This window comes from Desulfovibrio sp. Fe33, assembly GCF_028532725.1.
Classification (GTDB): Bacteria; Desulfobacterota; Desulfovibrionia; order Desulfovibrionales; family Desulfovibrionaceae; genus Pseudodesulfovibrio.
Map to the genome: position 1 here is coordinate 235,301 of NZ_JAQKGU010000001.1, position 14,187 is coordinate 249,487.

Below are 14,187 nucleotides of genomic sequence, written 5' to 3' on the forward strand. Positions count from 1 at the left end.
CTAGCTCCCGAGCAGCTTGAGGCGGTATTCGCCGTCGTTCTCGGTGATGGATTCAACCTTCCAGCCCTTGCCCTGTGCGGCGCGGGCGACGTTTTCCTTGGAAGCCTCGGTGTCCACTAGGACTTCGAGTTCGCCGGAGCCCATGGCCGTTATCTTGGCCAGGGTATCCAGTACCGGCTGGGGGCAGGAGAGGCCCCGTGCGTCGAGTATTTCACTCATGATATCCCCCTAAGCAGCTTTTTTGCGCATGGTGAAACCGATGAACAGGCAGACGGCCAGGCCGATGAACACGGCGGCGATGCCGTGCGGGCCGACGCCGTTGGGCGAGCTGGCCAGGCCGAAGTTGTGGGCGAAACCGGCACCCACGATCATGCCGAGCACGAACACGGCGGCGTCGCCGTCACCCTCGCCCGCCATGAAGAGCTGTCTGCCGGGGCAGCCGCCCGTCAGGGCGAAGCACAGGCCCGCGAGGACCATGCCCATGAAGTTCCACAATCCCTGGGTGTGGGCCACGGGCTGGCTTGCGAAGCCCATGTGGAACTGCCCGAGGATCAGGTTGACCGCGAAGGCGGCGACGAGCAGGGCGATGACGCCCGTGAGCAGATGCACCTGTTTGAACAGGATCAGGTCGCGGAAGGCCCCCATGGTGCAGAACCGGCTGCGCTGGGCCAGGATGCCCACCAGCAGGCCGACGGCCAGGGAGATGAACAGGGGCGCGTGCATGGCGCCGGGACCCTTGAGGCTGTAGAAAAGCACCCCGGATTTCGGCTGTTCGGCGACCTGCGGGTAGAGGAACATCAGCACCAGGAATCCGGCCATGATGATCGGCATGAGCAGCCCCACGGATGCGTAGGTCTTCTGGCTTCGGCCCAGGTTGTATCCCTGGCGGAAGAACAGGGTGCCGATGCCGATGCCCACAATGAGTCCGGCCAGGCCGAGCAGGGCGTTCAGGTCGCCGCCCGCCAGGCGCAGGATGGCGCGCCACGGGCAGCCCAGGAAAACCAGGGCCCCGATCATGGCGAACACGCCGAGGACGAAGCGGACGATGGGCGCGGAACCGGCCCTGGGCCGGAAGTCCTTGCTCACGAGGGCCGCGGCCAGTGATCCGAGCACGAAGCCGATGATTTCCGGGCGCATGTACTGGACCACGCCGGCCCTGTGCAGCCCCACGGCTCCGGCGATGTCGCGTTCAAAGCAGGCCACGCAGATTCCCATGTTGCCCGGGTTGCCCAGGTATTGCAGCAAAGCGGCAAGCCCCCCGATGACGAGCCCGACGGAAATGATGCCTTTCCGCGAGGCAAAAAAATTGGTCATACCTCCTCCTTGCATAAGGTAAATGAAAAAACTCCCCCAATTCCGACATGAAACATAGAGGAATACGACGGCTTGAACCAATTCTTTCTATGTGTGTAAAAAATCGGGGCTATAGATTTTATGGATAGTTGGAAGGAGGAAAGACGGCGGAGAGGAGGGTGGTCAGGGTGTCCGATGTTCGATGCCGGACAGGGTCTCGCGGAAGGTTTCGATCTGCGGCCCCCCCAGGGAAACGGCTTTGCGCGCGGCCTGGAGCGCCTCGTCGCGGCGGCCGAGTTCGTTGAGCACGAAGGCCAGGTTGTTGAAGGCGATGCCGCTGTCGGGATTGGCCTCGGCGGCCTTGCGGAAGGCGTCGGCGGCATCCTGCGGCTCACCCCCGGCGTAGCGGGTGTTGCCCAGGCCGATCCAGGCGTCGTGGCTGTGCGGCCACCGGGCCGTGGCCGCGGCATAGGCTTCCTCGGCGGCGGCGCGTTGTCCGGCCCGCTCGAGGCCCACGGCTCCTTCGAGCCACGGTTTCTTTTCGGCCACGGCGGGCAGCCGGGACGGCGGCAGCACGAGCAGCCCCCAGAAATCCGGTCCCCAGGTATTCTCGAAGACCCGCCAGGGGGTCCGTTTCGTGCGGGTGAGTCCGGAGTTGAGGATGACCTCGCCGGTCTCCCGGTCCAGGCCCACGGCCACGGCGTAATGCCAGACGGGATACCAGGAAAGGCCGAGGTTTTGCAGGACGACGACAGGAACGCCTTCGGCCATTTCCGCGGACAGGTCGTCCGCGCCGTGGATGACGTAGGCCATGCGCCCGTGGCGGCGGGCCGCGGTGATCATGTCGGGCTGGATGCTGCCCTTGCGCGACGGCGTGTAGACCTGTGAAGCCAGGTCGTCGGGGTGTGCGGGCAGGCCGCTCCAGGTCATGGCCATGGCCAGGGCGGCGGGGCCGCACTGGTATTCTTCCTGGGCGTAGAAAGGCACGCCGTGAACGCGGGTCAGGGGATCGCCCGAGGGCGAGGGGGGCATGACGCCGCCGTAGAGGCTGCATCCCGTTCCCAAGAGGAGCAGCAAGGCGAGACAGGCGGCGGCCGGAAGACCGCCGCCCGAAGTCCGGTCAGGCATGGAGGCGGGCTAGTTCGCCTTCTTTACGAACGGAAATACGTCCGTGGCTCCCGCCATGTCCGTGATGAGCAGGATGATGAAGACCAGGATAGCCGCTCCGACGAGGACCCCGAAGAAGCTGCCGCCTGCGGGCATGTCGCCCACCTGGTCCGCGATGCGGTTGAGCTCGGCGTCGGACAGGGCGTCGACGCGCTGCTCGACTTCGGCCACGGTCAGCCCCTTGTTTTCAAGGATGCGGCGTACGTCGTCGCGCTGCAACTGCGCTTTGATGAAGGCGCGGTTTTCCACGTTGTGGGTGGCGGCCATGGACGCCTCGGTGGAGACGAGGCCCGCTCTGGCGGAAGCAACGTTCAGAGTGAGCAGGCTAACTACTACCATCAGACATACTAATGAGCTGAATTTTTTGTACATTTTGGAAACCTCTCCAATTTGTGGGGTGTCAGCGACTTTTCAATAATTACCGCATTAGGTGGTTTTTGGCAATTGCAAGGATATCCCGCGAGAGTACGCGGCTCTTGACACGGCTTGCCGATCTCCTGCAAGGAACGGCCATGCACAATCTCATAGAGCTGAACAAGAACGACCTTGAGGCCTTCGTGGCCGAGGACCTGAAGGAACCGCGCTACCGGGCGGAACAGATATGGCAGTGGCTTTGGCAGAAGCGCGTGCGCGACGTGGAAGCCATGACCAACCTGTCCAAGCCGCTTCGCGAAAAGCTCGCTTCCATGGCGGTGGTTGTCTGGCCCGAGATAGCCAGGGTGGCCGAAAGCAGTGACGGGACCATCAAATTCCTGCTCAGGCTCGGCGACGGCAAGCTCATCGAGACCGTGCTCATCCCCATGCAGGACCGCTATTCCCAGTGTCTTTCCACGCAGGTGGGCTGCGCCATGGCCTGCACCTTCTGCAACACCGGACAGCTCGGCTTCGAGCGCAACCTGACCTACGGCGAAATCATGGGTCAGATTCTGGTGGGCCGCCAGTACCTTGAGGATCACGGCATGAACCCCCTCAAGAACCTCGTGTTCATGGGCATGGGCGAGCCGCTGCTCAACCTGGACACCCTCATCAGGGTCCTGACCGATCTGCCGTGCGAGCGCGGCCTGTCCCTGTCCTGGCGGCGGTCCATGGTTTCCACCGTGGGCTTCCCGGACAAGCTCAAGATCCTGGGCGATCTGGAGATAGCCCTGCCCGCCATTTCCCTGCACGCTCCCACCCAGGAGCTGCGGGCCAGGATCATGCCCAAGGCGGCCAAGGTCCATCTCGACGACCTCATGGCCGCGCTCGAAGCCTATCCCATGCGGCCGCGTGAGCGGATCACCTTCGAATACCTGCTGCTCAAGGACGTCAACGACTCCATGGAGCACGCGGATCAGTTGGCGAAGCTCATCGACCGCAAGAAGGGGAAGATCAATCTTATCGCCTACAACGCCACCGAAGGGATGCCCTACGGCGCGCCGGACCGGGAACGGGTCGAGGCGTTCGAGAAGCGGCTGTGGGACCACGGTCTGACCGCCTTCATCCGCCGTTCCATGGGCGCGGACATCAAGGCCGCCTGCGGCCAGCTCAAGGCCGACACCATCGGGAAGGGCTAGCCGCCCGGTCAGCGGTCCAGGCCGTGCTTGCGGCGGATGGAATTCACCAGTTCGGTGCGGGTCTTCATGAACTCGTCGAATTCCCTGAGCACCTTGGGGTGAGCGATGGTGGACAGGTGGTAGTCTCCCGTTGCGCTCGGCAGGCCGGGGTCAAAGACCAGCTTGTCCTTGTATCCCATGTCTTCCAGCAGCCGACTCGCCACCATCAGGTTGGTGTAGACGCCGTCCACCCGGTTCCTGAGACCTTTGCCCAGCAGGCCTGAAACGGAAATGTTCTCGGATACCGTCAGGGAATCTTTGACGTCGGGCGGAATGACCAGCCAGGGCTTGAGCCCGGCGATGATTCCCAGGGTCTTGATGGCCTTTATGCCCTTGCCCAGGTTCTCGGGCCTCACCAGAATGCCGTCGGTGTATTCGCAGACCGGCACGGAATAGAAAATCTTGATTCCTTCGCGCCTGACTTTGTTCCAATCCTCGGAGTCCGGGAATTTCAGGTCCAGGGTGCGGGTGTCCAGGAACTCCTGGTAGAGCCGTTTCACGGGCAGTGGAACGTATACCATGTTGTAGCCGCGCTCTATGGCGAAGGAGTCCAGGATGTCGCGGGCGAAACCCTCGTAGTCGCCATGCTGGAAGGAGCCGTACGGAGGGTAGTCGATGCGCTCCACGCCCACGGTCAGGCAGGGCCGTTCGGCCTGCGCCGGCCCGGCGGGATGGAGCAGAAGACAGAGGATGAAGAAAAGCAGGACGGTTCGTCCGCAGGGAACGCTTTTCAATCGTTCGGACACGGCCCGTGAGGCGGGGAGAGGGACTGGACGGCTGGGCATATGTTCTATTTTGGGTTTCTTGATCGGCCAAGGCTTGGGTATGGGATACCCTTAAACCCGGCGGGTGACAATGGCTCCCCTTCCAGTATATGTACCCGCCATGGATACGCAAACCATCGCCTACGCCTTCGGGCTGACCCTGTTCGCCGGATTGTCCACGGGCATCGGCTCGGCCATCGCCTTTTTCGCCCGCCGGACCAACACCAAGTTCCTTTCCCTGGCCCTGGGGTTCTCTGCCGGAGTCATGATTTACGTTTCCTTCGTGGAGATTCTGGTCAAGGCGCGTGCGGCCCTGGCCGCCGAGTTGGGCGATGTGGGCGCGGCCTGGGTGACGGCCCTGTCCTTTTTCGGGGGCATCGCTTTCATCGCGTTCATCGACAATTTCGTGCCGAGTTACGAGAACCCGCATGAAATGCACTCCATCGAGGAGATGGAGGAGGGGCTGGAGAATCTGCCCCAAAACGAGGCGCACGATTTCGACCGGCTCAAGCGCACGGGCGTGTTCGCGGCCGTGGCCATCGCCATCCACAACTTCCCGGAGGGGCTGGCCACCTTCACCGCGGCCCTGACCGATCCGGCGCTCGGCCTGGCCATCGCCGTGGCCATCGCCATCCACAACATACCCGAGGGCATAGCGGTCTCCATTCCGCTGTACTACGCCACGGGCGACCGCCGGAAGGCGTTCTTCTATTCCTTCCTGTCCGGCCTGTCCGAACCCGTGGGCGCGCTTATCGGCTATCTGGTTCTCCTGCCTTTCTTCACCCCCGTGGTCTTCGGCGTGCTGTTCGCGGGCGTGGCCGGGATCATGGTTTTCATCTCTCTCGACGAGCTCCTTCCGGCCGCCGAGGAATTCGGCGAGCACCACCATTCCATCTATGGACTGGTGGCCGGGATGGGCGTCATGGCCCTGTCGCTCCTGCTCTTTTTGTAGAAAATCCGCGTTTCGCCGGTCCCTGGCTTCATCCGGGAACGCCCGGAATCCGGGGGTTGCCATCCCTCAACTACATATGTATGGGTAGCGCCAGCCGCCGAAAAGCTGCGGAAATCATATATCAGGAGTGCATCATGGCAGCCACCGTGGACGAAATTACCATCAATTATTCCGAAGACAACCAGCTCATCGTCAAGGAGCTGGACAAGGTCATCCTCTCCAAGGGCGCCTGGACCACCATCGTGTTCCGTTACCAGGAACTCAACCGGGCCAAGGGCGAATACGGCCCGGACAAGTATACCATCCGCCGCTACCAGAAGGTGGACGGCACCTACCGTCCCAAGTCCAAGTTCAACATTTCCTCCCAGGCTCAGGCGCAGAAGATCGTCGAGGCCCTGGGCGGCTGGATCGAGTAGAGGCCTTCCGTCTCATGTTCCTGGGCGCGCATATGTCCATCGCCGGGGGCCTGCACATGGCCTTCGAGCGGATCACGCGGGTGGAGGGCACGGCCCTCCAGATATTCACCCGCAACCAGCGGCAGTGGAAGGTCCCCGCGCTGACCGAGTACGACGCGAAACTGTTCGCGGCGGCCTGGTCGCGCTGGGGCGATTATCCCGTCGCGGCCCATGACTCCTATCTCATCAATCTCGCCTCGGACAAGGAGGACCTGCTCAACCGCTCGGTCCTGGCCTTTGCCGAGGAACTCAGGCGCATCGAGATCCTGTCCGTGCCGTTCCTCGTGACGCATCCGGGCTCCCACCTGGGCGCGGGCGTCGAGGCCGGGATACGGCGCTACACAGCCAACCTCGACCGGGCCATCGAGCGTTCCGGCACGGAAAAGGGCATGGTCCTGCTGGAGACCACCGCCGGACAGGGCACCAACCTGGGGTCCACCTTCGAGGAACTGGCGGCCATCATCGAGGCCTCGGCACACTCCGAACGGCTCGGGGTCTGCTACGACACCTGCCATACCTTCGCCGCCGGGTACGACATCCGGACCCCGGAAACCTATGCGGCCACCTTCGACGCCTTCGACCGGATCATAGGCCTGGATCGCCTGAAGTTCTTCCATCTGAACGACACCAAGAACGAATTCGGCTCCCGCAAGGACCGGCACGAGCACATAGGCAAGGGCGAGATCGGCGTCGAGGGCTTCCGCAACCTCATGCGCGATCCGCGCTTTGCGGACGTTCCCAAGACCCTGGAGACCCCCAAGGCGGAGGACCTCCAGGACGACATCCGCAACCTGGCCCTGTTGCGCGAATTGGCAAAATAGTCTTTCATACCCGCAATACCGCCCCGGACCGCGCTTCGTTCCGCGCGAAGCGGCCCGGACAGGCCGTGCGAGGGGGCGGGTATCCAATGGAGGCAATCCGCTTGCGCAGACTCGACGCCATCATATTCGACTTCGACGGAACGCTGGCCGACGTGCCGCTGGACTTCGACTTCATGAAGACCAAGATCGCGGCCCTGGGCGAGGTGTTCATGGACGAGCGCCCGGTTCCGGACGGCACGCCCGCCCTGGAATGGCTGGACCGGCTGTCGGCGCAGGTCATGGAGCGCGACCGGGACGAGGGCATGGAATTCCTGTCGCGCGGGCGGCTGGTCATCGCGGCCATGGAGCTGGACGCGGCCCGGGACGGCTGCCTCTATGAGTTCACCCGGCCTGTGCTCGACGACCTCAAGGCGCGCGGTGTGGCCCCCGGCGTCATCTCGCGCAATATTTCGGCGGCGATCAAGAAGGTGTTCCCGGACATCGAGGATCACTTGCAGGTGTTCATCCCCAGGGAAAGCGCGGGCCGCCTCAAACCGGACCCGGCGCATTTGCTTCAGGCCCTTGAGCGCATCGGCGTCGCCCCTGAGCACGCCCTTATGGTGGGCGACCATCCCATGGATGTGGAGACGGGCAAACGGGCCGGGGCCATGGCCGCCGGCGTGACCACCGGGCGCATCGCGGCCGAGGGGTTCGCGTATCTCGAACCGGACTTCGTGGCCACGGACGTCGCCGCTCTCATGAGCGAGCTGAAAGGGGCCGGGTTGATCTGAGCCGCCCGCTCCGAAGGCGCATACAGGGGATGCCGGGGGGCGAATCCTTGCACGCCGGAGGCGAAATCGCCCGATCAATGCCGCGAACCGGCTTTCAACGCTTGATTTTTCTCTTCAGGAAACAAAAGAAACAGTCCCCTTTCTAAACTTCGCCCCGTCGTGCTAGGGTGCAGTTTGTTGAACCTGCAACAAGGATGTCTTTCCATGGCTTCGAAGGTCTATTTCTGGAATTTGCGGGCCTCGTCCAAGGCCCCGTTCGGCAAGAGGATGCGCAGCCTGCTCAAGGCCGCCAAGGCCGACAGGATGATCGGCGAGGGAGACCTGGCCGCCGTCAAGCTGCATTTCGGCGAGGAGGGCGTGACCGGCTTTCTGCGCCCCTTGTGGGTCAAGCCCATTCTTGATTTCATAGGCGAAGCCGGGGGCAAGCCGTTTCTGACCGACGCCTCGACCCTGTACGTGGGCCAGCGCGGCGAGGCCGTGTCCCACTCCATGTGTGCGGCGCGGCACGGCTGGGACCCGCTGGTGCTCGGCGCGCCCGTGGTCATCGCCGACGGCCTGCGCGGGGAATTCGAGACCGCCGTGCCCATCAAGGGCAGACACCTGGACGAGGTCTACATCGCCGGGGCCGTTGCCGAGGCGGATTTCCTGGTCTCGGTCAATCATTTCAAGGGGCACGAGCTGGCCGGGTACGGCGGCGCGCTCAAGAATATCGGCATGGGCGCGGCCTCCAAGAAGGGCAAGATGCAGCAGCATTTCTCCACCGGCCCGATCATCAACCCGGACAACTGCCAGGCCTGCGAGGCGTGCCTCCGCGCCTGCAAGACCGGCGCGCTCTACATGGACGAGACCACCGGCAAGGTGGCTTTGGACCCGGAAAAGTGCGTGGGCTGCGGCGGCTGTTTCGTGGCCTGCCGCCATGGCGGGCTTGCCGTGGACTGGAAGGTGGGCGTGCAGGACTTCCTGGAGCGGATGATGGAGTACTGCAAGGGCGTGTTCGCCACCAAGCGCACCCCGTGCCTGCATGTCAATTTCGTCATGGACGTGGTGCCGGACTGTGACTGCGTGGGATTCACCGACGCTCCCATCTGCCCGGACATCGGTGTGCTCGTGAGTTTCGACCCGGTGGCCGTGGACCAGGCCTCCATGGACCTTGTCAACGAGGCTCCGCCTCTCTATCCGAGCCAGCTTCCCTTTGGCGTCATGCCCGGACAGAACAAGTTCCTGGCCATCCATCAACACGTGCCCGAAGACTTCGGGCTGGCCTATGCCGAGGAACTCGGCCTGGGCTCCCGCGAGTACGAGCTGATAAGCCTTTAGGAAACCGCATATGAAAAGCCCCGGTCCGGCGTGAATGCCGAACCGGGGCTTTTTGCGTTATGGCCGGGGAAACTGGCGGAGCACGTCGCGCAAGGCGTCTTCCAGCTCCGGAAATTCGAACTCGAAGCCCGCCCTGGTCAGCCGGTCGGGCAGGGCGAACTGGCCGGAAAGCAGCAGCTCGTCGGCCATTTCTCCGAAGAGGAGCCGCAGGGCGAAGGCGGGGACGGGGGCCTTGTAGGGCCGGTCGAGGATCGTGCCGAGGATGTGGGCGAACTTGCGGAAGTTGACCGGAACCGGGGCGCAGAGGTTGTAGGGGCCGTTTGCCTCGGGGTTTTCCAGGAGGAAGCGGATGGCTCTGACCTCGTCCCGGAGGTGTATCCAGGAGACGCCCTGGAGGCCCGTTCCGGGGGGGCCGCCGAGATAATATCTGAATGACGGGAGCATACGTGGCAGCGCGCCTCCGTTGCCGAGCACCATGCCGGTGCGGATGACGCAGCGGCGGACGCCTTTCTTTTCGAGGCCCGCCGTGGACGCCTCCCATTGGCGGGCGACATCGGCCAGGAAGCCGGTGCCGGACTCGGCGTATTCATCGACGGGCGTGGAGCCGCGCGGTCCGTAATAGCCCACGGCCGAGGCCTGGATAAGCACGCCGGGCGCGGAACCCGCCCGCTCCACTGCCTGATTGATGCGCTCCCCGGCCTTGAGCCTGCTTTCGAGGATGCGTCGCTTGCGCTTGGCGGTCCAGCGTCCGGCGGCGATGTTTTCCCCCGCCAGATTGACGACGGCCGTGTCGGGACCCAGCACGTCGGTCCAGCCGCCATTGTCCCAGGGCATACCGATGACGCCCCCGTTTTCGAATACGGCGGCGACCTTGCCCGGATTGCGCGACAGGATGAGTATTTCCCATCCGTGTTCCCGCAGTTCCCGGACCAGTTCCCTGCCGATGAAGCCGGTTCCCCCGGCGATGATAGCGCGCACGTTTTCCTCGCTTTGATGGCAATTGGCCTACAGTCGGACCTATCCGCTGAGCAGGATATCACTTGTCGGCCGTTTTTGCCAGACACTAAAAAATATTAGGTGGTTGGAGAAGCCCGCGTGAAGGATGTCACTCCACGAGCAGGATCGGCGTGTCGGTTTCCATGAGGCTTTCCGGCAGCTTGATGCCCCATCGCCGCAATTCGTGGCGGCTGAATATGAATTGTCCAGCCGTGGGAGTCACCGGATAGAGGCTGCCCGGCTTCGCGCCCGCGAGTATTTTCAGGATCAGGTCGGCCGCCGCCTCGCCCTGCGGCCTGGCGGAATTGACCAGCCCGCCCACGGCCTTGCCCCGGCCCACGGCGAAATCCCAGTACCCGAAGATCGGCAGCGGCGTGTTGGCCGATGTCCAGGCCATGACTTCCTCGCTCGGGACGTAGTGTCCTTGCTCGTCGGTCAGGTTGTGGTAGAGCCCCATCAGGATGATGTCGTAGCCCTGTTTTCTGGATTGGAGGATCGCTTCACGCCATTGCGCGAAGGAGCAGAGGAGCCTGACGTCGGCGACCACGTCTCCGACATGCAGTGAGGTCCTGTCCTTGAAGACCGAATCCAGGATCACCCTCGCGGTCTGTCCGGAGTCGAAAAGCAGCAGGCTCCGCTTGAGCGACGGTCCCAGGATTTCCTTGAGGAACATGAGGGACCGCTTGTACAGCGGGCGTTCCAGGACGCCGGTCGCCGACTCAAGTCCGCCGAGGTATTCCCTTGGGTTCTGGTTCACGCCCAGGAAGACCACCGGGATGCCGTTGTCCATGGCCCGCCGCCCCAGGAATTTGACCGCGTTGTCGTCCGCCAGGACAAGGACGTCCGGGCGTTCGGCGTCGATTTCCCGCCAAACCAGTTCAGCGGCCGCCTGGTGCGTTTCGGGCGGCGTCCGTTTCGTGTCGAGATAGAAGAAGGCGAGCTGTGCCGTTCCCTCAAGCCTGTCCCGCAGGGCGTCGTTGTGTCCTTGGACCCAGAGATAGTCTGCGTGATAGCTGTTGACCACCGTCACCAGGGGCCTGCCCGCCTCTGCCGGGCGCGGTGTCAGAAACAGTATGCAGCAAAAGGCAGCAAGGATGAAACGCACGGGCAGTCCTTGTCGGTTTCCGGGGGGCGCGCATTATGCGGGTCCTTGAGGACACCATTATCATACCTTGATTGTCTGAACAATATCCGGGGCGGATCGGAGCATCCCCCCTGGGGGCAGCGGCCCGCCCGGCGCGGCTCTCCGGCATCAGGCGTCGTGCAGCTCGACGATGAAGACCGTCCCCTTGGGGTGGTTGGAGGCGGCGCGGACCATGCCGCCGTGGTCCGAGATGATGGACCTGACGATGGTCAGTCCCAGGCCTGTGCCGCCTTTTTTCTCGGTGTAGTACGGCTCGAACATGCGCGAGGAGTCCTTGGGCAGCCCCGGGCCGTTGTCGGCCACGGAGATGGTTACGGTGCCCGCGTCCGTATCGTGCGTCGCGGTGATCTGGACTTCCGCGCCACGGGTGTCCTTCAGGGCCTCCGCCGCATTGGTGAAGAGGTTGATGAGCACCTTGCGGATGCCTTCGCGGTCGAAGGGAAATTCGCCTATGGGCGTGGAGAAGGAGAGGTCCCAGCGTATCCGCCGGTGGGTGTTGGCGAACATGGCCGTGACCTCCTCCAGGAGCGGGGCGAGCTGGTCGGGCCGGGGCTGGACTTCGGGCAGCTTGGCGTAGGCCGAGAATTCGGTGACCATGTTCTGGAGCCGCTCCACCTGGTTGACTATCAGGCCGGTGCATTCGTCAAAGGTGCCTTCGCCGATGCGTTTGCCATACTTGCGCTGTAACCGCTGGGCCGACAGCTTGATGGGCGTGAGCGGGTTCTTGATCTCGTGGGCGATGCGCCGGGCCACTTCGCGCCAGGCGGCGAGCCGCTGGATTTTTTCGAGCTCGGTGATGTCCTCGAACACGGCCACGTGGCCCGCGTTGCGGCCGCCCACGTTCTTGAGCGAGACCACGCTGACCAGGACCTTGATGAGCTTGCCCCGCACGGGCAGGTCGAGCTGGCGCTGCCAGACCCCGCCGGGCTTGTTGGAAAGCTGGGTCATGGCCTCCTCGACCATGTTGGAAAAGTCGTCGGACAGGAGGCGGAACGGAACCTTGCCGATGAGAAATTCGCCGGGAATGCCGAGGATGTCCTCGGCCGCGGTGTTGACCGTGCCGATGCGGCCTTCGGCGTCCATGGAGATGACGCCGGAAGTGATGTTGTTGAGTACGGTCTCGATGTATTGGCCGCGCCGTTCCAGTTCCTGATTCTGTTGTGCCAGCCGTTCATTGGCCTGCCGCACGGAGTACTGGCTTTGCTCCAGGTCTTCGGCCATCCGGTTGAAGGACTGGACCAGGAAGCCTAGCTCGTCGTCCGAGCGGTCCTCAAGGCGCACCGACAGGTCGCCCCGCCCGATGCGCTCCGTGCCCGCGGCCAGCGCCTGGACCGGCGCGGAAAGCTCCTTGGCCAGCCGGAACCCGAACCAGATGGCCCCCAGGATGATGAGCAGGGCCATGACCCCGAGGGTCAGGTAGAGGTTCATCTTCCAGGGGTACTTGCGGGTCTTGAGTTTCTTGTATTCGTCCAGGCCGCGCACGATCTGGTCGAGCCGGTGCAGCAGGCCCTGGCCCACGGTTTCGCCGACGACCAGATAGCCCGTTTTGCCCTCGTCGACCGGGGTCACGCCCAGGACGAGGTCCGAGCCGGGCTTGGGAATGATGGTCGTCCAGGAGCGCGGGTCGGCGCGCAGGGACTGCCAGTCGATCTTCTCCTTGATTTCGGGCCAGGCCTGGCTCCATTGGGCGGTGGCGTGGGTGTTCTGCTCGTTGCCCTCGGGAGTGATGACGCCCACCAGGCTCAGGTCGTATTCGTCGAACTTCCGGTTCAGGTAGCGGTCCATGGCCTTGCCGCCCCAGGCGAACTGGGAGTCTATGATGTCCTTTATCATGACCGCGCCGCGCCGTTCGAGACGGTCTTGGGCAGAGCCGTAGAAGGCGCGTCCGAGTTCCAGGGCCTGCTCCATGGACTCCTCCACCTGGCCCTTGAACCAGTAGTCCACGGAGGTTTGCACGAACTTGACCGAAACCAGGTAGATGAGCGCGGTGGGGATGAGCGAGAGGGAGATGAAGGCGAGCACCAGCCGTGTACGCAGCTTGGAGCCCAGCACCCTGCGTCGGCGTTCGAGAATCAGCCGCACCGCGTTGCGGGCCACGTAGAAGAGCATGGCCAGCAGGAAGACCACGTTCAGGATGAGCAGGTTGAGAATGAGATAGTAATCGCCGCTCAGATACTTGAGCTCGGCCCAGGTCAGCCCGGCGATGAGCACGATGAAGACGAGGGCGATGATGTACTCGCGCCGGTGCCGCCTCTGGTCCCTGCGGCTTGTGGAACTGATGCGGATCGGGTCGGGCGTCACGGGTCGGCCCTCCTAGAAGGTGAAGTCCAGCTGGAAGGCGTTGTCGGCCCCGGCGTCCCAGGACCAGAAATAAATGAAGCGCATGAACCCTTCGGGAGCTCCTTCCTCGTTCATGGAGGTGTGCAGGCGCAGGGAGTACTTTTTGCCTTTGTCGAGCAACGCCCAAGAGCCCAGGGTGGCCTCGATGGTTCCCCATCCCTCGTCCAGCAGCTTGCCCAGGTCCCTGTTGCGCAGGGGATTTTCCCTGCCCGGCAGGGTCATGACGAATTCCCTGGTCAGCGAGTCGAAGCTCAACCGGCTCTTGAAGTGGACCTCGGAAATCTTCCGGTTCAGCCAGTAGTCGCTCGGTTCCAGCAGGTTGACCTCGCATTGGAGCACCAGCACGGCCCCTTCCTCCAGCTCGCCCTTGAGGATCGGCTTTTCCTCGACCACGATGCCGAATTGCGCGGTGAGCCGCCCGTGCACGTTGGCCAGGGTCGGCGCCACCAGGCTCAGGCTCTGGGCGAGGGCGTCGCCCGCCATGAGGAGGGCGGTCAGGAGGATGAAGGCCGGGAGCAATCCGGTCCGGGAACAGTCATGGGTGCGCATTATCCTTGAGGATGTATCAGCACCCGT

15 protein-coding genes are annotated in these 14,187 nt (G+C 63.5%); 6 read left to right on the plus strand and 9 right to left on the minus strand.

Annotated elements, in window-relative coordinates; all coding sequences use genetic code 11:
• The 4 genes from PSN43_RS01170 to PSN43_RS01185 all read right to left on the minus strand — a co-directional run bounded on the left by PSN43_RS01170 (nucleotide 1) and on the right by PSN43_RS01185 (nucleotide 2,799).
• Nucleotides 1-219 carry a sulfurtransferase TusA family protein gene (locus tag PSN43_RS01170; RefSeq protein ID WP_272698880.1) on the minus strand — a complete coding sequence of 73 codons (219 nt, stop codon included), beginning with the start codon at nucleotides 217-219 and terminating at the stop codon, nucleotides 1-3.
• A gap of 9 nt (nucleotides 220-228) precedes the next feature.
• The gene (yedE, locus tag PSN43_RS01175) at nucleotides 229-1,314 is read right to left on the minus strand and encodes a YedE family putative selenium transporter (RefSeq protein WP_272698881.1); all 1,086 of its coding nucleotides are present in this window, start codon (nucleotides 1,312-1,314) and stop codon (nucleotides 229-231) included.
• Between the two features lie 162 nt (nucleotides 1,315-1,476).
• Nucleotides 1,477-2,421, minus strand: coding sequence for a PA2778 family cysteine peptidase (locus PSN43_RS01180; RefSeq protein ID WP_272698882.1), 945 nt, complete (start codon nucleotides 2,419-2,421; stop codon nucleotides 1,477-1,479).
• Nucleotides 2,422-2,430: 9 nt separating this feature from the next.
• Entirely contained in the window at nucleotides 2,431-2,799 is a 369-nt protein-coding gene (locus PSN43_RS01185; protein ID WP_272698883.1) for a PA2779 family protein, read from the minus strand.
• Between the two features lie 173 nt (nucleotides 2,800-2,972).
• On the opposite strand from PSN43_RS01185, the gene rlmN reads away from it, so the two are divergent.
• Nucleotides 2,973-4,013, plus strand: coding sequence for a 23S rRNA (adenine(2503)-C(2))-methyltransferase RlmN (rlmN, locus tag PSN43_RS01190; RefSeq protein ID WP_272698884.1), 1,041 nt, complete (start codon nucleotides 2,973-2,975; stop codon nucleotides 4,011-4,013).
• A gap of 8 nt (nucleotides 4,014-4,021) precedes the next feature.
• On the opposite strand, the gene PSN43_RS01195 is transcribed toward rlmN, so the two are convergent.
• A complete protein-coding gene (locus PSN43_RS01195; protein ID WP_272698885.1) occupies nucleotides 4,022-4,798 on the minus strand; it encodes a hypothetical protein in 777 nt (258 codons plus the stop codon).
• A gap of 139 nt (nucleotides 4,799-4,937) precedes the next feature.
• On the opposite strand from PSN43_RS01195, the gene zupT reads away from it, so the two are divergent.
• From zupT to PSN43_RS01220, 5 genes are all read left to right on the plus strand, one after another.
• Nucleotides 4,938-5,768, plus strand: a complete 831-nt coding sequence (gene zupT, locus PSN43_RS01200) for a zinc transporter ZupT (protein ID WP_272698886.1) — start codon at nucleotides 4,938-4,940, stop codon at nucleotides 5,766-5,768.
• 134 nt (nucleotides 5,769-5,902) lie between these two features.
• Nucleotides 5,903-6,184 carry a hypothetical protein gene (locus tag PSN43_RS01205; protein ID WP_269940751.1) on the plus strand — a complete coding sequence of 94 codons (282 nt, stop codon included), beginning with the start codon at nucleotides 5,903-5,905 and terminating at the stop codon, nucleotides 6,182-6,184.
• Between the two features lie 14 nt (nucleotides 6,185-6,198).
• On the plus strand, nucleotides 6,199-7,044 hold the full coding sequence (locus PSN43_RS01210; protein WP_272698887.1) for a deoxyribonuclease IV: 846 nt from the start codon (nucleotides 6,199-6,201) through the stop codon (nucleotides 7,042-7,044).
• Between the two features lie 101 nt (nucleotides 7,045-7,145).
• Nucleotides 7,146-7,814: an HAD family hydrolase gene (locus PSN43_RS01215; RefSeq protein WP_272698888.1), complete on the plus strand. Its 669-nt coding sequence runs from the start codon at nucleotides 7,146-7,148 to the stop codon at nucleotides 7,812-7,814.
• A 204-nt stretch (nucleotides 7,815-8,018) separates the two neighbouring features.
• Nucleotides 8,019-9,131: a DUF362 domain-containing protein gene (locus tag PSN43_RS01220; RefSeq protein ID WP_272698889.1), complete on the plus strand. Its 1,113-nt coding sequence runs from the start codon at nucleotides 8,019-8,021 to the stop codon at nucleotides 9,129-9,131.
• Nucleotides 9,132-9,188: 57 nt separating this feature from the next.
• On the opposite strand, the gene PSN43_RS01225 is transcribed toward PSN43_RS01220, so the two are convergent.
• The 4 genes from PSN43_RS01225 to PSN43_RS01240 form a co-directional block, all read right to left on the minus strand.
• On the minus strand, nucleotides 9,189-10,109 hold the full coding sequence (locus PSN43_RS01225; RefSeq protein ID WP_272698890.1) for a TIGR01777 family oxidoreductase: 921 nt from the start codon (nucleotides 10,107-10,109) through the stop codon (nucleotides 9,189-9,191).
• Nucleotides 10,110-10,236: 127 nt separating this feature from the next.
• The gene (locus PSN43_RS01230; protein ID WP_272698891.1) at nucleotides 10,237-11,232 is read right to left on the minus strand and encodes an ABC transporter substrate-binding protein; all 996 of its coding nucleotides are present in this window, start codon (nucleotides 11,230-11,232) and stop codon (nucleotides 10,237-10,239) included.
• A 147-nt stretch (nucleotides 11,233-11,379) separates the two neighbouring features.
• Entirely contained in the window at nucleotides 11,380-13,572 is a 2,193-nt protein-coding gene (locus PSN43_RS01235; RefSeq protein WP_272698892.1) for a sensor histidine kinase, read from the minus strand.
• A gap of 12 nt (nucleotides 13,573-13,584) precedes the next feature.
• Entirely contained in the window at nucleotides 13,585-14,160 is a 576-nt protein-coding gene (locus PSN43_RS01240; protein ID WP_272698893.1) for a DUF4390 domain-containing protein, read from the minus strand.
• Nucleotides 14,161-14,187 lie beyond the last annotated feature (27 nt).

Coding starts and splice junctions, on each gene's coding strand:
- PSN43_RS01185 (WP_272698883.1), bottom strand. CDS start 2,799: ATGGTAGTAGTTAGCCTGCTCACTCTGAACGTTGCTTCCGCCAGAGCG.
- PSN43_RS01205 (WP_269940751.1), top strand. CDS start 5,903: ATGGCAGCCACCGTGGACGAAATTACCATCAATTATTCCGAAGACAAC.
- PSN43_RS01240 (WP_272698893.1), bottom strand. CDS start 14,160: ATGCGCACCCATGACTGTTCCCGGACCGGATTGCTCCCGGCCTTCATC.
- rlmN (WP_272698884.1), top strand. CDS start 2,973: ATGCACAATCTCATAGAGCTGAACAAGAACGACCTTGAGGCCTTCGTG.
- PSN43_RS01210 (WP_272698887.1), top strand. CDS start 6,199: ATGTTCCTGGGCGCGCATATGTCCATCGCCGGGGGCCTGCACATGGCC.
- PSN43_RS01170 (WP_272698880.1), bottom strand. CDS start 219: ATGAGTGAAATACTCGACGCACGGGGCCTCTCCTGCCCCCAGCCGGTA.
- PSN43_RS01220 (WP_272698889.1), top strand. CDS start 8,019: ATGGCTTCGAAGGTCTATTTCTGGAATTTGCGGGCCTCGTCCAAGGCC.
- zupT (WP_272698886.1), top strand. CDS start 4,938: ATGGATACGCAAACCATCGCCTACGCCTTCGGGCTGACCCTGTTCGCC.
- yedE (WP_272698881.1), bottom strand. CDS start 1,314: ATGACCAATTTTTTTGCCTCGCGGAAAGGCATCATTTCCGTCGGGCTC.
- PSN43_RS01180 (WP_272698882.1), bottom strand. CDS start 2,421: ATGCCTGACCGGACTTCGGGCGGCGGTCTTCCGGCCGCCGCCTGTCTC.